Below are 22011 nucleotides of genomic sequence, written 5' to 3'. Positions count from 1 at the left end.
TAATCCCGTTTGGGGTGGATTGCGGGGCGGACTGTAGGCCCGAAGAGAGGGCAGGGCCAATTGATTGTGTATATGGAAAGGGGGCGGGGATGCCTGGCTCACTCGGGCGGCAGTACCAGGCGCTGCCCGGCCATGAGCAGCGACAAGCGTGACAGCCCGGTCCAGGGCGAACCCTCGGCCTGCCCTTTGATCTGGGCATCGATGCGCTGGGCATCCTGCAGCAACTGCGCCCAACGCTGCGCCGAAAGACGCTGCAGGGCTTTGCTGACCAGTGGGCGACGTTTGTCCCACACCGGTGGCCTGGCCTGGCTGAAGGCCTTGTCCAGCGGCACGCCCTGGCTGAACTGCTGGGCCAACCCAGCCAGCAGGCGCAGCTCACGGGCCAGTGCCCAGAGAATCACCGGGGGCTCCACGCCTTCGCCACGCAGGCCTTCGAGCATGCGCAGGGCATGCGCGGCCTCGCCATTGAGGATGGCATCGACCAGGCCAAACACATCGAAGCGCGCGCTGTCGGCCACGGCAGATTGCACCGTTTCGACGGTGATCTGGTTGCCTTCGGCGAGCAGTTTGAGCTTTTCGATTTCCTGGGCCGCAGCCAGCAGGTTGCCTTCGACCCGCGCAGCGATCAGGTCGACCGCATCGCGCTGCGCCGAGAGCCCGGCCTGGGCCAGGCGTTGGTTGATCCATTGTGGCAACTGTTGGGCGTCCACCGGCCAGATCTGGATGAACTGGCAGTGGGCGCCTTCGATCAGCGCCTTGCCCCATTTGGTCTTCTGCGCGCTGCCATCGAGCTTGGGCAGGCTGACCAGCAGCAAGGTGTCTTCAGCGGGGTTGGCGCAGTATTCCATCAACGCCGCAGCGCCTTTGTCGCCAGGCTTGCCGGAGGGCAGGCGCAGCTCCAGCAGGCGGCGTTGAGCGAACAGGGAGAGGCTGGCGCCCGCCTGAAGCAATGTGCCCCAGTCGAAGTTGGCGTCGGCGCTGAACACCTGGCGTTCGTCGAAACCTTGCTGGCGCGCCGCGTTGCGGATGGCATCGGCGGCTTCCTGGCACAGCAGCGGGTCATCGCCACTGACCACATAGACAGGGGCCAAGGCGCCTTGCAGGTGCTTGTTGAGTTGGGCGGGTGCGAGTTTCATGGGAAACAGGCGGGGCACCGAGGTGCCCCGCTCGGGCTCACTGGCCCGGGATTTCCAGCGGCGATTGCTGCGGCGTCTCCGCCTGCTGACGGCGCGCAGCTTCCAGCGCGTCGGCTTCGGCCTTGGCGCGGTCGTCGGCCTTGCGCTGCAGTTCGTCCAGCTGAGCCGGCGTCAGGTTCTGCAGGCGTGCGATCAACGACTGTACCAGGTCACGGCGCATTTCCGCGCGGGCCTGGGTGGCCTCCTGGTCGGAGCCGGTGACGTTCGAGCCGTCACGTACATACACCTTGCGCACTTCGACCTTGTCGCTGAGCAGCTCAAGGTTGTTCAACCCCAGGATGCTGTAGTTGAGCACGGTGTTGAGTTCGTACTCGGCCGTGCGGCTACCGCCGTTGTAACTCGCCGCGCGCTGGTTTTCCTGCTCGTTGGTGAGCACCAGGCGATACGGCGCGCCGGTATGGATGTTGACACCGCTACGCTGGAGAATCTGACGCAGCTCGTTTACGGTCTGGCCGTAGGCGTTGCGTGCGCTGACGTCCATCTCCTTGATGCTGAGCTCGTTGGTGCCGGTACCGCGCAACTGGAAACCGCAGGCGCTGAGCATGACGGCCAGGCCCATTACCAGCAGATTGCGTTTGATCATGTTGTTGCTCCCTTGTGGGCCGATACCGCCCACCCGCACTGACTGCGGGTGGGCGTTGCCATCAGTTGGCGACGATGTTGACCAGCTTGCCCGGTACCACGATGACCTTGCGGATGGTCAGGCCATCGATGAAGCGCAGGACATTTTCGTTATTGCGGGCTGCGGCTTCGATGTCTTCGCGGCTGGCGGCAGCAGGCATTTCAACCTGGCCACGCAGCTTGCCGTTGACCTGCACCACCAGCGTGACGGTGTCTTGCACCAGGGCGCTTTCGTCGACGGCAGGCCAGCTTGCATCGATCACCGCTTGCTCGTGGCCCAGCGCCTTCCACAGTTCGTGGGAGATGTGCGGGGTGATCGGCGCCAGCAGCAGGGTAACGGCTTCCAGGCCTTCGTGAAGCAGGGCGCGGTCCTGTTCGCTGGCTTGCGGTGCCTTCTCCAGTACGTTCATCACGGTCATCACCTGGGCGATGGCGGTGTTGAACTTGTGGAACTGGCCTACATCGTTGCTGGCCTGCTTGATTGCAGCGTGGATCGCGCGGCGGATGACCTTCTGCTCGTCGCTCAGGGCGGCAGTGTCCAGCTTGCCCGGCAGGCCTTGGCCTACATGCGCTTGAGCCAGGCGCCAGACACGGCGCAGGAAGCGGCTTGCACCTTCGACGCCGGAGTCCGACCACTCCAGGCTCATGTCGGGCGGCGAAGCGAACATCATGAACAGACGGCAGGTGTCGGCACCGTAGGCTTCGATCATCGATTGCGGGTCGACGCCGTTGTTCTTGGACTTCGACATCTTCTCGGTGCCACCGATTTCTACCGGCAGGCCATCGGTCTTCAGGCGCGCGCCAACGATCTTGGCCTTAGCATCACGTTCGACTTCGACGTCGGCAGGGTTGAACCATTCGCGGCCACCATTGCTGGCGGTACGGAAGTAGGTTTCGGCGACGACCATGCCCTGGGTCAGCAGGTTCTTGAATGGCTCGTTCGAGGTCACCAGGCCTTCGTCACGCATCAGCTTGTGGAAGAAGCGCGCGTACAGCAGGTGCAGGATCGCGTGTTCGATACCCCCGATGTACTGGTCCACCGGCAGCCAGTGGTTGGCCGCTTTAGGGTCGACCAGGCCCTGGTCGTAGTTCGGCGAGGCGTAGCGAGCGAAGTACCAGGACGACTCGACGAAGGTGTCCATGGTGTCGGTTTCGCGCTTGGCTGCGGTGCCGCATTTAGGGCAGGTGCACTCATAGAACTCAGGCATGCGTGCCAGTGGCGAACCGGCGCCGTCGGGTACCACGTTCTCAGGCAGGGTGACCGGCAGTTGGTCTTCCGGCACCGGTACGTCGCCGCAGGAGGGGCAGTGGATGATCGGGATCGGGCAGCCCCAGTAGCGCTGGCGGCTGATGCCCCAGTCGCGCAGGCGGAACTGGGTACGCGACTTGCCCAGCTCTTTGCGGATCAGGGCCGCTTCGATGGCGTCGAAGGCACCGGCGAAGTCCAGGCCGTCGAACTCGCCGGAGTTGATCAGCTGGCCATGCTCGCCGTAGGCGGCCTGCCACTCGCTGCTGACTTCATCGCCAGCGCTGGTACGCACCACGGCCTTGACCGGCAGGTTGTACTTGTGGGCGAACTCGAAATCACGCTCGTCATGGGCTGGGACGGCCATCACGGCGCCGTCGCCGTAGTGCATGAGCACGTAGTTGGCGACCCATACCGGCAGTTTCTCGCCAGTCAGCGGGTGTTCGACCAGCAGAGAAGTGGCCATGCCCTTCTTCTCCTGGGTGGCCATGTCGGCTTCGGCAACGCTGCCGCTCTTGCACTCGTCGATGAACGCCTGCAGCGCCGGGTTGCCCTGGGCAGCCTGGGTGGCCAGCGGGTGCTCGGCGGCGACGGCAACGTAGGTGGCACCCATGAGGGTGTCCGGGCGAGTGGTGAAGACCTTCAGCGTGCCTTCGTGGCCGATGCTCGCCTGGTCGTACGGAAACTGCACTTCCATCCCACGCGACTTGCCGATCCAGTTGCGCTGCATGGTCTTGACCTGTTCAGGCCAGCCCGGCAGCTCATCGAGGCTTTCCAGCAGCTCGTCGGCGTAGTCGGTGATGCGGAAGTAGTACATCGGGATTTCGCGCTTTTCGATCAGCGCGCCCGAACGCCAGCCGCGACCGTCGATGACCTGCTCGTTGGCGAGTACGGTCTGGTCGGCCGGGTCCCAGTTCACGGTACCGTTCTTGCGGTAGATGATGCCTTTTTCGAACAGGCGGGTGAACAGCCACTGTTCCCAGCGGTAGTAGTCCGGCTTGCAAGTGGTGACTTCACGTGCCCAGTCGATGGCCAGGCCCAGGCTCTTGAGCTGGGTCTTCATGTAGTCGATGTTTTCGTAGGTCCACTTGGCCGGCGCGACGTTGTTCTTCATCGCCGCGTTTTCTGCGGGCATGCCGAAGGCGTCCCAGCCCATCGGCTGCAGGACGTTCTTGCCCAGCATGCGCTGGTAGCGGGCAATCACGTCGCCGATGGTGTAGTTGCGAACGTGGCCCATGTGTAGCTTGCCGCTCGGGTACGGGAACATCGATAGGCAATAGTAGGTGTCTTTGCCTGGCTGTTCGGTAACAGCGAACGATTGTTGCTCGTCCCAGAACTTCTGGGCGGCGGCTTCGATATCACGGGGCGTGTATTGTTCGTGCATGGCTACTTTTGGCTGAGAGAAATGAGACCTTGTTCCAGGCAGCGGAACCTCGCTGCGTCCGGCACTCCGGTGTCGTAAGGGTGAACGCCGTAGCATACAGCAGCGCCGCGCGTCGTGGGAAACCTTGATTGCGAATGGCCGCTGGTCGCTGCGCTCTGCTGCTTTTTGCAGTGCCGCTAAGCTCATGTGTGGGGGGAGATATTCTTATCTTCAATGAGGTGAACGGATGGGAGAGACGCAGCTAACCGCAATCAAACCGGAGCTTTACGAACGCCTGATCGACCGTTTGGGCCTGGCGCTGGAAGTCGCCAGAACCTCGGTGCGGTTGCGCGACGAGATGCCAGCCGAGCTGGAGTTGCGCGGCCTTAGCCACGCAGAGTTCGAAGTGATCAAGGCCTACCTGGAGTCCCTCCCGGAACGCCGCAATGCCTGCGCCGGTGCCTACGCAAAAGCGGAACCGACGTCGGCAAAGATCATCTGGCTAAAGGACAAGAAACGCCCCGCCAATAAGGCGAGTTCCAGGACGCTGCCGCATCGCTAGCCGTTCAGGACGCCAGGCGCAGGCCATTGCGCGCCGGTTCTTCAATACACTGCTCATGATCGGCGCCGGTCGCACCCCTTGTTGACCGGCGCCGATCCTCTTAGGCTGCACGCCTTCCATGGAGGTGTGGCCGATGCCGATTCGATTCTTCATCAAGCAATGGTTGATGCCGCCAGGCGTCCTGTTCCTGCTGCTGCTCGCTGCCTGGTGGTTACGCACCCGGCGCCCGCGGCTGGCGGCATTGTGCTTTGTGCTGGGGCTGGGTGGGCTGTGGCTGATGAGCCTGCCGCTGGTGGTGCAGCAGGGGGCGCGTGTGCTGGAGACCGAGTCGCCGCTGGCGGTGAGCGAGTGGGCAGGGCTGGCGAAGCGGGCCGATGCCATCGTGGTGCTGGGAGCAGGGCGCGAGCGCGGCGACCCGGCGTGGGGCGGCGATGACCAGCCTGCGGCCACCGCCCTTGAGCGTATGCGCTTTGCTGCGCGCCTGGCCAAGGCCTCCGGTTTGCCCCTATTGACCAGCGGTGGCTTGCACTACGGCACGCCGCCGAGCGAGGCACAGTTGATGGCCGATCGCTTGCGCGAAGACTTTTCGGTCGAGGTCAAATGGCAGGAAGGGGGCAGCCGCACCACTTGGGAAAACGCCCAGTTCAGTGCCGACATTCTGCAGCCGTTGGGGATTCGCCGGGTGGTCGTGGTAACCCAGGCCTGGCACATGCAGCGTTCGCGCTGGAGCTTCGAGCGTGCCGGGTTCGAGGTGGTGCCGGCGCCGATGGGGTTCCTTGGGCGCGACCATGCGCGGCCATTCGCTGGCTTGCTGCCCGAGAGCCGGGCGATGTGGCAGAGCGGGCAACTGTTGAATGAAGCGGTAGGGTTGCTAGGGTATCGGCTGTTCTACTGAGCCTTGCCCTGGCATTACCGGCCACAAGGCCGGTAATGGAGCTGTCGCCCACTGCTGGATGTTAACGCGACCTTCCTGTGCCCGCCGGGCAAACCCGCTCCAGGCCGCGTCACACGGTCTTGGCGATACGCCCGGCCAGCAACGCCCAGCCCAGCAACAACACACAGACAATCGCCAGCGGCCACGACCGCCACTGCAGGTACGGCGTCAGCTGCTGCATCGGTACCACCTCGCCATACAGGATCGCCCGCTGGAACTGAGGAATCTGCGCAGTGATCTTGCCATGGGGGTCGATCAGTGCGGTGACGCCGTTGTTGGTGGCGCGGATCATCCAGCGGCCCGCTTCAAGCGCGCGCATCTGCGCCATCTGCAGGTGCTGCAGCGGGCCGATCGAGGTGCCGAACCAGGTATCGTTGCTGATGGTCAGCAACAGGTCGCTGCGCGCCGCCAGGCTTGCGGCGAATTCGGGGTAGACCACCTCGTAGCAGATGTACGGGGCAATCTGGTAACCCTTGGCCTGCAGCAGCGGCTGGTCTTCAGGGCCGCGGGCAAAGTCCGACATCGGCAGGTTGAAGAACTCGATCAGGCCGCGAAGCATGTCCTGCAGAGGCACATACTCGCCGAACGGCACCAGCTTCTGCTTGAGGTAGGTACCGTCGCCTTCACCGGTGACGGTGATGCCGTTGTAATAGCGGCGCTGGTGATGCACCACTTCACGTACCGGTACGCCGGTGATCAGCGCCGAATGCCGCTCGGCGGCAAAGCGGCCCATCACATCGATGTAGCCCTGGGCCTGGTCCTTGAGGATGGGTACGGCCGTTTCCGGCCAGACCAGCAGGTCCACGGGCTTGGCGCTGAAGCTCATGTCGCGGTACAGCGCCAACTGTGCATCGATGTGCGCCGGGTCCCATTTGAGCTCTTGCTCGACGTTGCCTTGCAGGGCCGCGACCTTGAGCGGGTCGCCAGCGGGCTTGGTCCAGGCGTGGCCTTTGAGTGCCATGCCGACCACCCACGGGGCCAACAGCAAGACCACGCCGGCGACGAGGAAGGACGGGCGCGCGCGCAACCGGTGCAGGTTGCACAGCAATGCGGCGCTCAGCGCCAGGGTAAAGGAGATCAGCCACACGCCGCCCAGTGGGGCCAGGCCTGCCAGCGGGCCATCCAGTTGGCTGTAACCGGCATACAGCCAGGGGAACCCGGTGAGGAACCAGCCACGGAAGGCCTCCTGCATCAGCCACAGTGCGGCAAAGCACAGGGCATCGGCCAATGGCGCTTCATTACGCCGCAGCCAGCGTGCCCACAGCCAGGTGGGCAGGGCAAAGAACCAGGCAAGCGCAGCGAAGAAGGCCAGCAGCAGCAGGATCGCCAGCAACGGCGAGGCGCCGCCATAGGTGTTCATGCTGACGTAGATCCACCAGGTGCCGGCACCGTACAAGCCGAACCCGAAGCACCAGCCGCGCCACATGGCCTGACGCGGGGTGAGCTCGCGCAGGCCCAGGTAGAGCACGGCAATGGACAGCAAGGCCAGCGGCCAGATGTCGAATGGCGCCAGGGCCAGCAGGGTGGAAGCGCCGGCCGCCAAGGCCAGCAGGTTACCGGGCCAGCCGGGGCGGGTGATCCAACGCATGATTGTCCTTAGCGGGTGATCGGTGTAAGGCGCAGCAAGTGTATCCGCCGGCTGTCGGCGTTGAGAATACGGAACTTATAAGGCCCGATCTCGGTGGTCTCGTTGCGCTTGGGCAGGTGGCCGAAGGCGCTCATCACCAGGCCGCCAACCGTGTCGAACTCATCGTCGGAAAAATCACTGTCGAAGAATTCGTTGAAGTTTTCGATTGGTGTCAGCGCCTTGACCAGGAAGTCGCCGCTGGGCAGTGGCTTGATATAGCTGTCTTCCTCGACGTCGTGTTCGTCTTCGATGTCACCGACGATCTGTTCGAGCACGTCCTCGATGGTCACCAGGCCCGCCACACCACCATATTCATCGATGACGATGGCCATGTGGTTGTGGTTGGCCCGGAACTCGCGCAGCAGCACGTTCAGGCGCTTGGACTCCGGCACGAACGTGGCCGGGCGCAGCAGGTCCTTGATGTTGAAGCTGTCGCCGTTCTCTTTGAGGATCAGCGGCAGCAGGTCCTTGGCCAGCAGGATCCCGAGCACATCGTCATGGCTTTCGCCGATCACCGGGTAGCGCGAGTGTGCGGCATCGATGATGGCCGGCAGAAATTCGCGGGGTGATTGGGTGGCCTTGATGCTGATCATCTGCGAACGCGGCACCATGATGTCGCGTACCTGCAGGTCGGCGACCTGAATGGCACCTTCGACGATGGTCAGTGCTTCGCTGTCGAGCAGCTTGTTCTGATGGGCTTCGCGCAGCAGCTCAAGGAGCTCCTGGCGGTTTTTCGGCTCATGGGCAAAAGCCTGGGTCAGTTTACCCAGCCAGGACTTCTGCCCGTTGCTCGATCGATCTTCGCTCATGGCGGTTTCTCGTGATCCTTGCAGTATCAGTGTGTGATTGAATCGGTCTGGTCATCGGCATAAGGGTCCGGGTGACCCAGTTCTGCCAGCAATTGGCGTTCCAATGCTTCCATCTCTTCGGCCTCATCGTCTTCGATGTGGTCGTAGCCGAGCAGGTGCAGGCAGCCGTGGATGACCAGATGCGCCCAATGGGCTTGCAGCGACTTGCCCTGTTCGACCGCCTCGCGCTCGACCACGGGGACGCAGATCACCAGGTCGCCGAGCAGTGGGATGTCGAGCAGTTCATCGGGTACGTCGGCCGGGAACGACAGCACGTTGGTCGCGTAGTCCTTGTGCCGATAGGTGTGGTTGAGCTCGCGGCCTTCGGCCTCGTCCACCAGGCGGATGGTCATTTCCGAATCGGCCGTGCGCTGGCGCAGGGCCAGCTCGCACCAGCGGCGGAAAGCGACATCGTCGGGGGCGGCGGCGTCCGTGGCCCGTTGCAGGTCGAGTTCAAGCATCTTTGCCGGCTGCCTCGGGCTTGGCCTGGCGTGCATCGAAACGGTCATAGGCTTCGACGATACGCTGCACCAGTGGGTGGCGAACCACATCCTTGGGCTGGAAGTGGGTAAAGCTGATACCGGGGACGTCCCTGAGCACTTCGATCACGTGAGCCAGGCCGGACTTGGTACCGCGTGGCAGGTCGACCTGGGTGATGTCGCCGGTGATCACGGCGGTAGAGCCGAAGCCGATGCGGGTAAGGAACATCTTCATCTGCTCGAGCGTGGTGTTCTGGCTCTCGTCGAGAATGATGAAGCTGTTGTTCAGGGTGCGGCCACGCATGTAGGCCAGCGGGGCGATCTCGATCACCTGGCGCTCGATCAACTTGGCCACGTGCTCGAACCCCAGCATTTCGTACAGGGCGTCATACAGCGGGCGCAGGTACGGGTCGATCTTCTGCGCGAGGTCGCCAGGCAGGAAGCCGAGCTTCTCGCCGGCCTCCACCGCTGGGCGCACCAACAGGATGCGGCGCACTTGCTCGCGTTCCAGGGCATCCACGGCGCAGGCCACGGCCAGGTACGTCTTGCCAGTACCCGCTGGGCCGATGCCGAAGTTGATGTCGTTGGCGAGGATTTCTTTGACGTAGCGCTGCTGGTTGACGCCGCGCGGGCGGATATTGCCCTTGCGCGTGCGCAGCGAGACGCTCACCTCGTTGACCGCTGGGTTGTCGATGTTCTCGACGGTCGACTCCTGCAGGTACAGGTGTACGGTTTCCGGCGACAGCTCGGTGGCCTTGGCCTCGCGATAGAGGCGGCGCAGCAGTTGCTCGGCAGCGGAGGTGGTCTTGGGTTCGCCGATCAGCTCGAATTGATTGCCGCGGTTGCGGATCTCGATAGCCAGGCGTTGTTCGATCAGGCGCAGGTGCTCGTCGAACTGGCCGCACAGGTTGGCGAAACGGTGGGCCTCGAAAGGTTCGAGGATGAAGCGATGGGGTTCTATGGGTGCGTTCAAGGTTTTTTTTGGCCGCTCGACGGCAATAAGGGTGAACTCAAGAATAACCCTTGAACGGCAGGGGCGAAAGCACTGAAACGTTCAACGGTACGAGCAGCACAGATCAACAGGCCTGTCTGCTATGATGCGCGACTTTTCTTACACATGTGTTATCCCGCCCAACATGAGCAAGCGCGAACCCGCCATCTATAAAGTGATCTTCCTCAACCAGGGGCAGGTCTTCGAGATGTATGCCAAACAGATCTATCAAAGCGACCTGTGGGGCTTCCTTGAAATCGAGGAATTCGTTTTCGGCGAGCGCACCCAGGTGGTGGTCGACCCGAGCGAGGAGAAACTCAAGAACCAGTTCGAGGGTGTGATCCGCAGCTTCGTGCCGATGCACTCGATCGTGCGTATCGACGAGGTGGAACGCCTGGGCACAGCCAAGATCAGCGAAGCCAAGGGTGGTGGCAACGTGATGCCGTTCCCCATGCCGATGCCTGAAAAGTAAACGAATCAGGGAAGCGGCGAGAACGGCGTGCGCCCTTCGGCGTTCTGCAGTTCCAGCAGGTATTTGCGGAAGATCTGGCCAAGCACCTGGGTAGCGTGCTCCAGCTCGTCGCGGGGCATCTGCTCGGTCACTTCGTCGGCCATGTCCAGCGCATCTTCAGCGCCGTTGACCGCGGCCATCTTCAACAGGATGTAGGCCTGCACGTTATTGGCCTTGACCCCTTCGCCATGGAAGAACATGGCACCGAGGCGATACTGGGCTTCGGCATGGCCTTGCAGCGAGGCTTTTTCGAACCAGTCCAGGGCCCTTTTCAAGTCCTTGGGCGTTTGCGTGTAGTAGTACTCACCCAACTCATACTGCGCCTGGGCGTCCCCGGTCGCCGCCGTCTGCTCGCAAGCCTTGAGAGCGTTCTGCAGGTCTTCTGGCTGGACATTGAGCGTGCAGCGCCCCGTTGCCGGAATCAGCAACGAGTTACCACCCTCCGCCAGGGCCAGCAGGGGCTGAAGAAGCAACAGGCAGCCCAAGGTCAGGGCGCGGCCGGTGCGGTTCATGGGGATCGACTTACCTCTGCAAAGCTGCGGCCAATGTCTCTGGTGGCACATTATGGGATAAGCAGCGCCAACCTTACAAAGTTTTACTCGAATTTCTGTAGGGGTTGGGGAACTGGCTGATTGTGGCTGCTCCGATATTGCCTGGGCGGGCCAACCCGCTCCCCTGCATGCACCCCGGTTTTCAACGTCCGTGGCGGTATCGGTGGGGGACGGGTCTGCTTGCGAACAGCCTGCCCAGGCAATGCATTTACTTCAGTGCCGCAAACGCCCGCTCAGCCGCATCCAGGGTGATCTGAAGCTCTTTTTCGCCGTGAGCAATCGAGGTAAAGCCCGCCTCGAACGCACTGGGCGCCAGGTACACGCCACCTTCGAGCATCAGATGGAAGAAGCGCTTGAAACGTTCCGCGTCGCTGGCCATCACGTCATCGAAGGTGACGATGTCGTCGGCACCGCTGAAGTACAGGCCGAACATGGCACCTGCCTGGGTGGTGACGAATGGCACGCCAGCGGCATCGGCACGTTGTTGCAGGCCGTCGAGCATACGGCTGGTGAAGTCGGTCAGTTCGGCATGGAAGCCCGGGCGGCTGATCAGTTTCAGGGTGGTCAGGCCGGCCGCCATGGCCAGTGGGTTGCCCGACAGGGTACCGGCCTGGTAGACCGGGCCGAGCGGGGCGATGCAGCCCATGATCTCGCGCTTGCCGCCGAAGCAACCGACCGGCATGCCGCCGCCGACGATCTTGCCGAAGGTCGACAGGTCCGGGGTGATGCCGTAGTGACCCTGGGCGCCGCCCAGCGAGACGCGGAACCCGGTCATCACTTCGTCGAAGATCAGCACGACGCCATGCTTGTCGCACTGCTCGCGCAGCCCTTCGAGGAAACCGGGTGCCGGCGGTACGCAGTTCATGTTGCCAGCCACCGGTTCAACGATGATGCAGGCCACGGTCTGGCCGACGTCGGCCAGGGTCTTCTCGACGGCGGCGATATCGTTGAACGGCAGGGTCAGGGTATGTTTGGCGAAATCAGCCGGGACACCCGCCGAGCTTGGCACGCCTTGGGTCAGCAGGCCGGAACCGGCCTTGACCAGCAGGCTGTCGGAGTGGCCGTGGTAGCAGCCTTCGAACTTGATGATGGCATCGCGGCCTGTATAGCCACGCGCCAGGCGGATCGCGCTCATGGTGGCTTCGGTGCCGGAGCTGACCATGCGCACCATCTCCATGGACGGCACCAACGAGCAGACCAGGTCGGCCATCTCGGTTTCCATGGCGGTCGGGGCGCCGTAGGACAGGCCGTGCTGCAATTGGTTGCGCACCGCATCAAGCACGTCCGGGTGGCCGTGGCCAAGGATCATTGGGCCCCAGGAACCGACGTAGTCAACGTAGCGCTTGTCGTCCTCGTCGACGACATAGGCGCCTTCAGCGTGCTTGAAAAACAGCGGGGTGCCGCCAACGCTCTTGAAGGCGCGCACCGGCGAGTTGACGCCACCGGGGATGTGCTTCTGGGCTTGGGCGAACAGGGATTCGGAACGGGACATGGGATCTTCTCTCGAAATCAGGAAGCGAACAGGGCGTTGAAGGCGCGGGCGCGGCGGGTAACTTCCTGCGCGCTGTCGGCACCGAACAGGCCATGGATCACCGCCAGCAGGTCGGCACCGTGGGCGACCAGTGGGGCGGCGTTGTCGAGGGTGATGCCGCCGATCACGGCGATCGGCAGTTTGACCTGGGCACGGGCCTGCTCCAGCAGGTCGACGTTGGCGGCAGGCGCCCCCGGCTTGGTCACGGAATTGAAAAAGCGGCCAAAGGCGACATAGCTGGCGCCTTCGCTGGCCGCTTGCTTGGCCAGCTCGAGTTGCGCGTGGCAGGTCGAGCCGATGATCGCCTGGCGGCCAAGCAAGGCACGGGCCGGGGTCAGCGGGCCGTCTGTCTGCCCCAGGTGCACGCCGACCCCCAGGCGCGCGGCCAGTTCGGCGTCATCGTTAATGATCAGCTGCGTGCCGTAGCGCTCGCAGAGTTTCATCAGCCCTTCGGCTTCGCGCAGGCGACGGGCCGCGTCGTCACTCTTGTCGCGGTACTGCAGCAGGCACACGCCGCCTTCCAGCGCTGCCTCGACATGGGGCAGGAAACGGCCGGCGAGCAGCTGGCTGTCGGTGATTGCATACAGACCGCGGAGCTTCATCTGAGAGCCTCGTATCAGGAGCAGTAGTCCAGGGGCAGGCGGCGCGGGACGAACTGGCCCTTGCCCAACTGCTCGGCGTCACGCAGGGTGCGCCAGGTGTAGTCGAGTGCACTGCGGACCGCGCTCTGCAGTTGCTCGCCCAGGGCCAGGCGGCCAGCCAGGGCGCTGGCCAGGGTGCACCCCGAGCCATGGTAGCTGCCGGGCAGGCGCTGGCAGGTCCAGGTGTGGCGCTGGCCATCACGGCTGTACAGGCGGTTGTGGATTTCGTCTTCGTCGCCGTGACCGCCGGTAATCAGCAGGTGTCTACAGAACGGCAACAGCTTTTGCGCACATTCATCTGCGGTGCCTTCCGGTAGCTCGGCGAGGATACGGGCCTCGGGCAAGTTTGGCGTGGCGATGGTCGCCAGCGGCAGCAGGCGCTCGCGCAGGGCATAGCCCACTTCGTCCTTGCCCAGGCGGCCGCCACCACCGGCACGTAGCACGGGGTCGCAGACCAGCGGCAGGTGAGGGTGGGCGCCAAGCAGTTCGGCGACGGTATCGACCATCTCCAGCGAGCCGAGCATCCCCAGCTTGACGGCGGCTACCGTGGAGTCGGCCAGCACGGCGTTGGCCTGGGCCAGCACCCACTCGCGATCGAGCACGCGGAAGTCGGAAACATTGACGGTATCCTGCACGGTCAAGGCGGTTACCGCAGGCGCGGCATGACAGCCTTGGGCGATCAGGGCTTCGATATCTGCCTGCAAGCCGGCACCGCCACTTGGGTCGTGGCCGGAGAGACAGAGGACAACAGGGCGGGAGCTGTAGGTATTCATGGTCGGCGAGCTTACCACCAAACCCATTTGTGCGGATCGTCCTACAAATGGGTTTTGTTGATCGGATGGTCAGATTTGTCCTTTGATATGCTCTGAAAGCATTGTTTTAGAGCCTTTTCTTTCAAGGTTGGAGTGGCTCGTTACCCGCAGGGAAAGCTATGCTAGAGTGCTCGAATAACTCGATAAACGGGTGCTGCCGGATTTCGTCGTCTCAAAAGGATAGGGGGCCATCGCGACGCAACTGGACAGGCCATGCTGGGGCTGTATGCGCTATTTGGTAATTGTGCTTCTGGGCTTGTTGCCCGTGCTGGCCCGTGCGGTCGATTTCGACGATACCACCCGGCATCTTCCGCTGGGCAGGGTCATGCAGGTGTATGAAGACCGCGAGGGCAGCGCCAGCATTGCCCAGGTCTCGGCGCCCCTGTTCGCCAACCGCTTCCGCACACACCATGAAGACGTGCTGAACGCCGGCTATTCGACTTCGGTGTTCTGGCTCAAGGTCGACCTGCATTACCTGGCCCCGGCCCGCAGCGCTCCTCGCCAATGGTTGCTGGAACTGGCCTATCCGCCACTGGACCATCTCGAGCTGTACCTGCCTGACAGCGATGGCGTCTACCGCCTGGTGCAGCGCACCGGTGATGCCCTGCCCTATGACAGCCGGCAGATCCGCCAGAACAACTACCTGTTCACGCTACCCTTGCTACCCGGCCAGGCGACCACGGTCTATCTGCGCTTGCACAGCGAGGGATCGGTGCAGGCGCCGCTGGCGCTGTGGTCGAGCGAAGCCTACATGGAAGAGCAGCCCACTCGGCTGTATGTACTGGGGATGATCTACGGCGTGTTGCTGGTGATGCTGGTGTACAACCTGTTCATCTACCTCAGCGTGCGAGATGTCAGTTACCTCTATTACATCCTCTACATCGCCTCATTCGGCCTTTACCAGGTGTCGGTTAACGGCGCCGGGGTGGCTTACTTCTGGCCCAACAGCCCATGGTGGGCCAATGCTGCGACGCCCCTGTTCATCGGTGCGGCCGGTTTGTTCGGTTGCCAGTTCGCCCGCTACTTCCTGCGCCTGGGCAAGCTCAGCCGGGGCCTGGACCGGCTTCTGCAGCTACTGATGCTCGGTGGAGGGGGGGTGATGCTGCTGGCGGTGACCATGCCCTACGGCATTGCTTTGCGCATGGCCACGGTACTGGCCCTGCTGTTCACCGTCAGCATTTTCACTGCCGGGCTGTACGCCTGGTCGCGCGGCCTGCGCGTGGCGCGCTGGTTCATCATCGCCTGGACGGCGTTTCTGCTCGGCGGGCTGGTGAACACCCTGATGGTACTGGGGTATCTGCCCAACGTGTTCATCACCATGTACGCCAGCCAGCTGGGTTCGGCCTTGGAGGTGGCGTTGTTGTCCCTGGCGCTGGCCGACCGTATCAACAGCATGCGCAACCAGCAGGCGCAGACCCTGCGTGATACCGGGCGTACTCTGGAGCAACTGAACCAGCAACTGGCCAGGAGCAATCTGCTCAAGGACGAATTCCTCGCCACCGTCACCCACGAGTTGCGCACGCCAATGAATGGCGTGATCGGCTCGCTGGAGTTGATGCAGACGCTGCCCATGAGCGCCGAGATGGCCCAGTACCAGCGTACTGCGGCGGGCTCTGCCCAGGACATGATGGGCATGGTTGACGATATCCTGACCCTCACCGAACTGCAGGCCGGTCGGGCGCGGGTGCAGGCCGCGCCATTCAGCCTGCGCCGCATGCTTCAGGAACTGCGCGCCGGTTACGCCGGAATGGCCCTGAGCAAGGGGTTGTACCTGAGCCTGGATGTTCCCGCCGACCTGCCGGACGAATTGCTTGGCGATGCGCACAAGTTGGCCCGTTGCCTGGGCTGTCTGGTAGATAACGGCCTGAAGTTCACCCACCAGGGCGGGGTGATGATCCAGGCCCGCGGGCGCCGTCAGGGGCCGGGCAGCCTGGTGCTGACGTTCACCGTGAGCGACAGCGGCATCGGTTTCGATGACCTTGACCAGGCGCTGCTCTACCAGCGCTTCTTCCAGGTCGATGGTTCGATGACCCGGCGCTATGGCGGGCTGGGGATTGGCCTGTCTATCTGCCGGCAGATGGGTGAGGTGCTGGGCGGCAGGTTGTCCCACGAGTCGACGCGCGGGCTGGGCAGCCGGTTCGAGTTTACCTTGCAGGTGGCGATTGCCCAGTTGCAGAGGCCGCCGGGCAGGGCGGTTTCGGCGGGCAACGGGTTCTAGGTTAGCGGGCTGCGACTACACGTTTAGTCATTTTTGTCACTTTGACTGCCCGGCAGGGAGTGCTTCACTGGGGCTTTCAGGCATACCCGGCCTCCAGGAGCTCGCGATGAACCTGCACCAGTACGCTGAAACCCACGAAGTCACCAACCAGCCGCCGTCGCTCGACGGTGCCAACCTGTACCGCCTGGACCTGCCGTTGCAGGCGTGGTCGCGGCGTTTCGGGGCCGGATGGGCCGAGTCGCGGATCGACGCCTACGGTGCCTTGGCGGGCGGGCCGCTGATGGCTGCCGGTTTTTTGGCCAATGCACACAAGCCCGAATTCAGCAGCCACGACCGCTATGGCCACCGCATCGACCTGGTGGAATTTCATCCCGCCTACCATGAACTGATGCGCACAGCCGTGGAGCACGGCCTGCCCTCGTTGCCCTGGGCCGAGCCCCGCGCCGGCGCCCATGTGGCCCGGGCCGCTATGACCTACCTGCACAGCCAGGCAGAAGCCGGCACGGGCTGCCCGCTGACCATGACCTTCGCCGCTGTGCCTGCGCTCAGGTTGCAGCCCGAACTGGCTGAATACTGGCTGCCGAAGATCCTCGCCCGCGAGTATGACCCACGCAATGTCGGCGATCGCCACAAGGCCGGCGTAACCATCGGCATGGCCATGACCGAAAAGCAGGGCGGTACCGATGTGCGTGCCAACACCACCCGCGCCTACCCAGTCGGCAGCCCCGGCCCGGGCCAGCCCTACGAACTGGTCGGGCACAAGTGGTTCTGCTCGGCACCGATGTGCGACGCCTTCCTGACCCTGGCGCAGACCGACAAGGGCCTGAGCTGCTTCCTGCTGCCGCGCCACCGCCCGGACGACAACCGCAACCAGTTCTACATTCAGCGCCTGAAGAACAAGCTGGGCAACAGCTCCAATGCCTCCAGCGAGGTGGAGTTCCGTGGCGCCCTGGCCTGGATGGTGGGCGAGGAGGGGCGGGGTGTGCCGACCATCATCGAGATGGTGGCCATGACTCGTTTCGACTGCATGGTCGGCTCCAGTGCTTTGATGCGCCAGGCCCTGACCCAGGCCACCCACCATTGCGCGCACCGCAAGGTCGGTGGCCGGGTGCTGAGCGAGCAGCCCCTGATGCAGAACGTGCTCGCCGACCTGGCCTTGGAAAGCGAAGCGGCGCTGGCATTGAGCCTGCGCATGGGGCAAGCCCTGGAGCAACTCGATGACCCGCACCAGGCGCACTTCGCCCGGTTGGTCACGGCAGTGGGCAAGTACTGGATCTGCAAACGCGCGCCAGGGATGATCAACGAGGCCGCCGAATGCCTGGGCGGTGCCGGTTATGTCGAGGACAGCATCCTGCCGCGCCTTTATCGCGAGGCGCCGGTCAATTCCACCTGGGAAGGCTCGGGCAATGTGCAGTGCCTGGACGTGCTGCGGGCGTTGTCCAAGGAGCCGGGCGTGCTCGATGCGCTGTTCGCCGAACTGGGCGATGGGCACGGCGACCCGCGGCTGGCTGCGCACATCGGCAACCTCAAGGGCGCCTTCGCCGACACCAGTGACATTCAGTACCGTGCGCGGCAGTTGACCGAGGACATTGCCTTGGCCCTGCAGGCTAAGCTGTTGCTGGAGGCCGGAAATGCGGCGGTCAGCGATGCCTTCATCGGCAGCCGACTGGCAACGGGCGGCCGGGCTTATGGGGCCTTGCCCCGGGGCGCCGACGTCCAGGCGCTGGTGGCGCGGGCTACGCCTGTCTGGCCGAGCTGACAGGGGGTGTTTTTAGCGACGAAGGTAGGCAAGATGGCTGACATGCATGTCCAGACAGGAAGCACAGTGTGAGCCACGCCTTTGTAGTCGTTGATACCCCCGAACAGGCCGTCGATCGTCTGGCGGCCCTGCATGAACAGGCCACCGGGGCCCTCAGCCAGGCCCTCAAGCGTTACCTGAAGGATCGTACCGAGCCGGACGCCGACGAGCGCGCCGTGTACCGGTACCCGGCGCTGCGCCTGACCTACTACAGCCACGGCGAGGTTGCCGCCACCACCCGCGCCTATGCCAAGGTCCAGGTCGCTGGCACCTACAGCGTCACCGTCACCCAGCCTGCGGCCTTTCGCGGTTACCTGCTCGAGCAGTTGCGCCCGTTGATGCACGACTACACCGTGACCGTGGAAGTCGGCATCAGTGAACAGAACATCCCGTACCCGTATGTGGTCGACCAGGGCGATGAACTGGCTGGCAGCGGTATCACCGCCGCCGAACTGGCGCGGGTATTCCCCAGCACCGACCTGTCCGCCGCCACCGACAACATTGCCGATGGCCTGTGCGACTGGGGCAGCGCCGAGACCCTGCCTTTGGCACTGTTCGACGCCGCCCGCGTCGATTTCTCCCTGCGCCGCCTGGTGCATTACACCGGCAGCGACTGGCGCCATGTGCAACCGTGGATCCTGCTGACCAACTATCACCGCTATGTCGACCAGTTCATCAGCCATGGCCTCGAGCAACTGCGGGATGACCCGCGCTTCGTGCGCATGGTGCTGCCGGGTAACGTGTCGATCGAAAAAGGCATGGACCACGGTGAGGCGCAGGCGCTGGTGGCCAGCGTGGTCTGGCACCGCTACCAGATGCCGGCCTACCACCTGATCGCGGCCGACGGCGATGGCGTCACCCTGGTCAACATTGGCGTCGGCCCGTCCAACGCCAAGAACATCACCGACCACCTGGCCGTGCTGCGGCCGCACTGCTGGCTGATGATCGGCCACTGTGGCGGCCTGCGGCAGTCGCAGACCATTGGCGACTATGTGCTGGCCCACGCCTACATGCGCCGCGACGGCATCCTCGACCGGGTCGTGCCGCCGAACATCCCGATTCCCGCGCTGGCAGAAGTGCAGCTGGCGCTGCAGGAGGCGGCAGCGCAGGTCACCGGCGAACGTGGCGAAGAGCTGAAAAAGCGCCTGCGCACCGGCACCGTGCTGACCTACGACGACCGTAACTGGGAACTGCGCTGGGCCCAGGAACGGCCGCTGATCAACCTGTCGCGGGCCGTGGCGGTAGACATGGAAAGCGGCACCATCGCCGCCCAGGGTTATCGCCTGCGGGTGCCCTACGGCACGTTGCTGTGTGTGTCCGACAAGCCGTTGCACAGTGAAATCAAGCTGCCGGGTTCGGCCAACGCTTTCTACAACCGTGCGGTCAGCCAGCACCTGAAGATCGGCATTGCTGCACTCGACCTGTTGCGCACCGAGCTCAATTCGCTGCACTCGCGTAAACTGCGCAGCTTCGATGAGCCGCCGTTCCGCTGAGGGTCCATGCCACTTCCACCCCGTTCCAAGCCGCGCCGCCCGCAGGCGCGGCCTGCCGGCCCGCGACGCCAGCCCAAGGCGCCGCCGGCCGAGCCGCGCCTGATCCTGTTCAACAAACCGTTCGATGTACTGACCCAGTTCAGCGACGGCGAAGGGCGTGCGACGCTCAAGGACTACATCGATATCCCTGGCGTCTACCCGGCCGGGCGGTTGGACCGGGACAGTGAAGGCCTGTTGCTGCTGACCAACGATGGGGGGCTGCAGGCGCGCATTGCCGATCCCAGGCACAAGCTGGCCAAGACCTACTGGGTGCAGGTCGAAGGCGAGCCAAGTGACGAACAGTTACAGCGGCTGCGTGAGGGTGTCGAGCTCAATGATGGCCCGACGCTGCCGGCTCAAGCACGGCGCCTGGATGAGCCTGACCTGTGGCCACGCAACCCGCCGGTACGCTATCGCAAGAGCGTGCCGACAAGCTGGCTGGAGCTGGTGATTCGCGAGGGGCGTAACCGCCAGGTGCGGCGCATGACAGCGGCGGTGGGCTTGCCGACCTTGCGCCTGGTGCGGGTGCGAATTGGGGATTGGGCACTGGATGGGTTGGAGCAGGGCTGCTGGCGCGAGGTGCCGGCAAGGCTGTAGCGCTCGCGGGTGCCTGGACTGCCCTTGGAACGTTGACGCAGTTCCTGTGGCTGCAAGCATGCCCCGCCACCACCGCGTTGCCTGTTTCGTGGGGCAAGCCCCCATGACCTTAGGCGCTGGCAAGCCTACATTCCGTCATCGCCTACCCGTTCGAGAGGCCGCTAGACCCCTTCCAGAAACCCCACCACCACGCTCTTGATGATGAAGGCCAGCACCCCCAAGCCCAGTACGAAGAACAGGATCATCGTGCCAAACCGCCCAGCCTTGGACTTTTTCGCCAGGTCCCAGACGATGAAACCCATGAAACCGATCAACACGGTGACCAGGATGATCATCATCCATTCTTCGAATACGGCGGGATCCATTGTTGTTCTCCAGGCTGGCTGAGCGGCTGATTATACGCCGGGCGGTGCGAGCATTTAACGAAGGTGGGTCAAGGGTAGCTCGGTGCTCGCCAGCACCTGGTTGAGCACGAAGCTGGAGCGCACGCTGGTGACGCCTTCAATACGGGTCAGGCTGCCTAGTAGTAATTTCTGGTAGTGATCCATGTCCGGCACCACGACCTTGAGCTGATAGTCGGCATCCATACCGGTGACCAGGCTGCATTCGAGCACCTGGGGCAAGTTGCGAATCGCTGCTTCGAACGTCTCGAAGCGCTCTGGGGTATGGCGGTCCATGCCGATCAGCACATAGGCGGTCAGGCTCAGGCCGAGTTTCTTGCGATCGAGCAGGGCAACCTGGCGCGAGATGTAGCCGTCGTCCTCCAACTGCTTGACCCGACGCGAGCACGGCGAGGGCGACAGGCCGATGCGTTCGGCCAACTCCTGGTTGGAGATGCGGGCGTCGCGTTGCAATTCGGCGAGGATGCTCAGGTCGTAGCGGTCAAGCTTGCTCATGGAAAAGGCCTTTTCTGTTCGGATTGCTGTGAATTATCGATCCAGGGTTAAAAATTGCGCAAGTGCTATTTATATGAGCAATATTCGCAATCTCCTGCCCCAGGCACTCCCGTATCTTTATCCACAGAATCACTGCCCGGACATCAGTCCACGGCGACGCGCCCTAGGCGGGCGGTCGCGGCCCGCCATCCCATCGGATCTGCAGGCCCCCGGGCTACACACACTCCACAAGAGCGTGTGAGGTGAGCCGGCGCCACAAGCGCCGAGCACGGACGACAATTCTCGAAGGGAGGCCCCAGTGGCCTCCCTTTTTTCATGTCCGTGTCCCGTCCTGAATAAGGTTTACACCTCCCATCCCGAATTTCCGGAGAGTCAGATGGAGCAAGGTGTAAAGCGCACACAGCGAGATTACTCACTGTCTTTTAAATTGGCGGTGGTTGATCAGATTGAAAAAGGCGAGATGACCTACGGCCAGGCCCAGGAACGGTATGGCATTCAGGGCCGGTCGACGGTTCTGGTATGGTTGCGTAAGCACGGTCGGCAGGATTGGAGCCAAGGGGCATCGATCCGAGTCGAGAGGAGCTGCGCGATGTCTGACCCCAAACCGCTCACTCCAGAGCAGCGGATCAAAGAGCTTGAGCAGCAGCTTGAGCTGATGAGCCAGAAGGCCCAGTTCTTCGAGACGGTCGTTGATGTTCTGAAAAATGACTATGGTGTTTCGGTCGTAAAAAAGCGATCCGGCAAGTCCTCTCGCAAGGCCAAGTCGCAGGACTGAGCATTGCCAGGGCTTGTCAGTTTCTAGGCATCAGTCGACAGGCATACTACAAACGCAACCGAGCCGCTGATGGCAAAGAGCGCCAGGCAGATCGGGTGGTTCAGTTTGTTCAGCAAGTCCGGCTGCGCCAGCCGCGTCTGGGTACCCGCAAGCTGCACTATTTGCTGCATTGCCAACCTGACAAGCGATTCCAAGTCGGCCGAGATAGGCTGTTTCAGGTCTTGGGAGAGCGCCGTTTGCTGGTGCTGCCCAAGCGGGCATACCACAAGACAACACAGAGCT

20 protein-coding genes and 1 pseudogene are annotated in these 22011 nt (G+C 63.3%); 8 read left to right on the top strand and 13 right to left on the bottom strand.

Annotation, left to right across the window (positions count from 1 at the left end; genetic code table 11):
• Positions 1-98: 98 nt before the first annotated feature.
• The 3 genes from holA to leuS form a co-directional block, all read right to left on the bottom strand.
• Positions 99-1136, bottom strand: a complete 1038-nt coding sequence (gene holA / locus L6D80_RS15200) for a DNA polymerase III subunit delta (RefSeq protein WP_054900864.1) — start codon at positions 1134-1136, stop codon at positions 99-101.
• 37 nt (positions 1137-1173) lie between these two features.
• The gene (locus L6D80_RS15195; protein ID WP_054900865.1) at positions 1174-1779 is read right to left on the bottom strand and encodes an LPS-assembly lipoprotein LptE; all 606 of its coding nucleotides are present in this window, start codon (positions 1777-1779) and stop codon (positions 1174-1176) included.
• Positions 1780-1840: 61 nt separating this feature from the next.
• Positions 1841-4447 carry a leucine--tRNA ligase gene (gene leuS, locus L6D80_RS15190; RefSeq protein ID WP_176516135.1) on the bottom strand — a complete coding sequence of 869 codons (2607 nt, stop codon included), beginning with the start codon at positions 4445-4447 and terminating at the stop codon, positions 1841-1843.
• A 226-nt stretch (positions 4448-4673) separates the two neighbouring features.
• On the opposite strand from leuS, the gene L6D80_RS15185 reads away from it, so the two are divergent.
• Both L6D80_RS15185 and L6D80_RS15180 read left to right on the top strand, forming a co-directional pair.
• Positions 4674-4988 (top strand): hypothetical protein, encoded by a 315-nt coding sequence (locus tag L6D80_RS15185; RefSeq protein ID WP_176516136.1) that lies wholly within the window; start codon positions 4674-4676, stop codon positions 4986-4988.
• A 133-nt stretch (positions 4989-5121) separates the two neighbouring features.
• Positions 5122-5883: a YdcF family protein gene (locus L6D80_RS15180; protein ID WP_054900868.1), complete on the top strand. Its 762-nt coding sequence runs from the start codon at positions 5122-5124 to the stop codon at positions 5881-5883.
• A 109-nt stretch (positions 5884-5992) separates the two neighbouring features.
• Here the strand turns inward: L6D80_RS15180 and lnt are convergent, their stop codons facing one another.
• Genes lnt through L6D80_RS15160 form a run of 4 tightly spaced genes read right to left on the bottom strand, consistent with a single transcriptional unit; the run spans position 5993 to position 9849 of the window.
• Positions 5993-7510, bottom strand: a complete 1518-nt coding sequence (lnt, locus tag L6D80_RS15175; protein WP_054900869.1) for an apolipoprotein N-acyltransferase — start codon at positions 7508-7510, stop codon at positions 5993-5995.
• A gap of 8 nt (positions 7511-7518) precedes the next feature.
• A complete protein-coding gene (locus tag L6D80_RS15170) occupies positions 7519-8358 on the bottom strand; it encodes an HlyC/CorC family transporter (RefSeq protein ID WP_054900870.1) in 840 nt (279 codons plus the stop codon).
• Between the two features lie 26 nt (positions 8359-8384).
• The gene (ybeY, locus tag L6D80_RS15165) at positions 8385-8858 is read right to left on the bottom strand and encodes an rRNA maturation RNase YbeY (RefSeq protein ID WP_054900871.1); all 474 of its coding nucleotides are present in this window, start codon (positions 8856-8858) and stop codon (positions 8385-8387) included.
• On the bottom strand, positions 8851-9849 hold the full coding sequence (locus tag L6D80_RS15160; RefSeq protein ID WP_054900872.1) for a PhoH family protein: 999 nt from the start codon (positions 9847-9849) through the stop codon (positions 8851-8853). Before L6D80_RS15160 ends, ybeY begins: the two co-directional genes overlap by 8 nt.
• A gap of 163 nt (positions 9850-10012) precedes the next feature.
• Between L6D80_RS15160 and L6D80_RS15155 the strand changes: the two genes are divergently transcribed.
• On the top strand, positions 10013-10339 hold the full coding sequence (locus L6D80_RS15155; protein WP_016393488.1) for a DUF1820 family protein: 327 nt from the start codon (positions 10013-10015) through the stop codon (positions 10337-10339).
• 5 nt (positions 10340-10344) lie between these two features.
• Here the strand turns inward: L6D80_RS15155 and L6D80_RS15150 are convergent, their stop codons facing one another.
• From L6D80_RS15150 to L6D80_RS15135, 4 genes are all read right to left on the bottom strand, one after another.
• Positions 10345-10890 (bottom strand): tetratricopeptide repeat protein, encoded by a 546-nt coding sequence (locus tag L6D80_RS15150; RefSeq protein ID WP_054900873.1) that lies wholly within the window; start codon positions 10888-10890, stop codon positions 10345-10347.
• A gap of 247 nt (positions 10891-11137) precedes the next feature.
• On the bottom strand, positions 11138-12421 hold the full coding sequence (hemL, locus tag L6D80_RS15145; RefSeq protein ID WP_176516139.1) for a glutamate-1-semialdehyde 2,1-aminomutase: 1284 nt from the start codon (positions 12419-12421) through the stop codon (positions 11138-11140).
• Positions 12422-12438: 17 nt separating this feature from the next.
• Positions 12439-13062 (bottom strand): thiamine phosphate synthase, encoded by a 624-nt coding sequence (thiE, locus tag L6D80_RS15140; RefSeq protein ID WP_176516140.1) that lies wholly within the window; start codon positions 13060-13062, stop codon positions 12439-12441.
• A gap of 14 nt (positions 13063-13076) precedes the next feature.
• Positions 13077-13874: a hydroxymethylpyrimidine/phosphomethylpyrimidine kinase gene (locus tag L6D80_RS15135; protein ID WP_054900964.1), complete on the bottom strand. Its 798-nt coding sequence runs from the start codon at positions 13872-13874 to the stop codon at positions 13077-13079.
• Between the two features lie 265 nt (positions 13875-14139).
• Between L6D80_RS15135 and L6D80_RS15130 the strand changes: the two genes are divergently transcribed.
• The 4 genes from L6D80_RS15130 (at position 14140) to L6D80_RS15115 (ending at position 20058) form a co-directional block, all read left to right on the top strand.
• Positions 14140-16131 (top strand): sensor histidine kinase, encoded by a 1992-nt coding sequence (locus L6D80_RS15130; protein ID WP_176516142.1) that lies wholly within the window; start codon positions 14140-14142, stop codon positions 16129-16131.
• 106 nt (positions 16132-16237) lie between these two features.
• Positions 16238-17890 (top strand): acyl-CoA dehydrogenase family protein, encoded by a 1653-nt coding sequence (locus L6D80_RS15125; protein WP_054900877.1) that lies wholly within the window; start codon positions 16238-16240, stop codon positions 17888-17890.
• A 68-nt stretch (positions 17891-17958) separates the two neighbouring features.
• Positions 17959-19422, top strand: coding sequence for an AMP nucleosidase (amn, locus tag L6D80_RS15120; protein ID WP_054900878.1), 1464 nt, complete (start codon positions 17959-17961; stop codon positions 19420-19422).
• 6 nt (positions 19423-19428) lie between these two features.
• Positions 19429-20058, top strand: coding sequence for a pseudouridine synthase (locus L6D80_RS15115; RefSeq protein ID WP_223849191.1), 630 nt, complete (start codon positions 19429-19431; stop codon positions 20056-20058).
• 161 nt (positions 20059-20219) lie between these two features.
• On the opposite strand, the gene L6D80_RS15110 is transcribed toward L6D80_RS15115, so the two are convergent.
• Both L6D80_RS15110 and L6D80_RS15105 read right to left on the bottom strand, forming a co-directional pair.
• Complete coding sequence (locus L6D80_RS15110) at positions 20220-20423, bottom strand: DUF2788 domain-containing protein (RefSeq protein WP_008092861.1); 204 nt, start codon at positions 20421-20423, stop codon at positions 20220-20222.
• Between the two features lie 54 nt (positions 20424-20477).
• Positions 20478-20954 (bottom strand): Lrp/AsnC family transcriptional regulator, encoded by a 477-nt coding sequence (locus tag L6D80_RS15105; RefSeq protein ID WP_003249795.1) that lies wholly within the window; start codon positions 20952-20954, stop codon positions 20478-20480.
• Positions 20955-21330: 376 nt separating this feature from the next.
• On the opposite strand from L6D80_RS15105, the pseudogene L6D80_RS15100 reads away from it, so the two are divergent.
• Positions 21331-22011 (top strand): annotated as a pseudogene (locus tag L6D80_RS15100) (transposase family protein); the annotation flags it as partial.

This window comes from Pseudomonas ceruminis, assembly GCF_021602025.1.
GTDB lineage: Bacteria > Pseudomonadota > Gammaproteobacteria > Pseudomonadales > Pseudomonadaceae > Aquipseudomonas > Aquipseudomonas ceruminis.
Note: the sequence above shows the minus strand (reverse complement) of the source record. Positions and strands in the feature narration are given on the sequence as shown.

What these genes read in the sequence shown, in the direction of transcription:
- holA (WP_054900864.1), bottom strand. Translation starts at nt 1,136, where the DNA reads ATGAAACTCGCACCCGCCCAACTCAACAAGCACCTGCAAGGCGCCTTG.
- L6D80_RS15195 (WP_054900865.1), bottom strand. Translation starts at nt 1,779, where the DNA reads ATGATCAAACGCAATCTGCTGGTAATGGGCCTGGCCGTCATGCTCAGC.
- leuS (WP_176516135.1), bottom strand. Translation starts at nt 4,447, where the DNA reads ATGCACGAACAATACACGCCCCGTGATATCGAAGCCGCCGCCCAGAAG.
- L6D80_RS15185 (WP_176516136.1), top strand. Translation starts at nt 4,674, where the DNA reads ATGGGAGAGACGCAGCTAACCGCAATCAAACCGGAGCTTTACGAACGC.
- L6D80_RS15180 (WP_054900868.1), top strand. Translation starts at nt 5,122, where the DNA reads ATGCCGATTCGATTCTTCATCAAGCAATGGTTGATGCCGCCAGGCGTC.
- lnt (WP_054900869.1), bottom strand. Translation starts at nt 7,510, where the DNA reads ATGCGTTGGATCACCCGCCCCGGCTGGCCCGGTAACCTGCTGGCCTTG.
- L6D80_RS15170 (WP_054900870.1), bottom strand. Translation starts at nt 8,358, where the DNA reads ATGAGCGAAGATCGATCGAGCAACGGGCAGAAGTCCTGGCTGGGTAAA.
- ybeY (WP_054900871.1), bottom strand. Translation starts at nt 8,858, where the DNA reads ATGCTTGAACTCGACCTGCAACGGGCCACGGACGCCGCCGCCCCCGAC.
- L6D80_RS15155 (WP_016393488.1), top strand. Translation starts at nt 10,013, where the DNA reads ATGAGCAAGCGCGAACCCGCCATCTATAAAGTGATCTTCCTCAACCAG.
- L6D80_RS15150 (WP_054900873.1), bottom strand. Translation starts at nt 10,890, where the DNA reads ATGAACCGCACCGGCCGCGCCCTGACCTTGGGCTGCCTGTTGCTTCTT.
- hemL (WP_176516139.1), bottom strand. Translation starts at nt 12,421, where the DNA reads ATGTCCCGTTCCGAATCCCTGTTCGCCCAAGCCCAGAAGCACATCCCC.
- thiE (WP_176516140.1), bottom strand. Translation starts at nt 13,062, where the DNA reads ATGAAGCTCCGCGGTCTGTATGCAATCACCGACAGCCAGCTGCTCGCC.
- L6D80_RS15135 (WP_054900964.1), bottom strand. Translation starts at nt 13,874, where the DNA reads ATGAATACCTACAGCTCCCGCCCTGTTGTCCTCTGTCTCTCCGGCCAC.
- L6D80_RS15130 (WP_176516142.1), top strand. Translation starts at nt 14,140, where the DNA reads ATGCGCTATTTGGTAATTGTGCTTCTGGGCTTGTTGCCCGTGCTGGCC.
- L6D80_RS15125 (WP_054900877.1), top strand. Translation starts at nt 16,238, where the DNA reads ATGAACCTGCACCAGTACGCTGAAACCCACGAAGTCACCAACCAGCCG.
- L6D80_RS15115 (WP_223849191.1), top strand. Translation starts at nt 19,429, where the DNA reads ATGCCACTTCCACCCCGTTCCAAGCCGCGCCGCCCGCAGGCGCGGCCT.
- L6D80_RS15110 (WP_008092861.1), bottom strand. Translation starts at nt 20,423, where the DNA reads ATGGATCCCGCCGTATTCGAAGAATGGATGATGATCATCCTGGTCACC.
- L6D80_RS15105 (WP_003249795.1), bottom strand. Translation starts at nt 20,954, where the DNA reads ATGAGCAAGCTTGACCGCTACGACCTGAGCATCCTCGCCGAATTGCAA.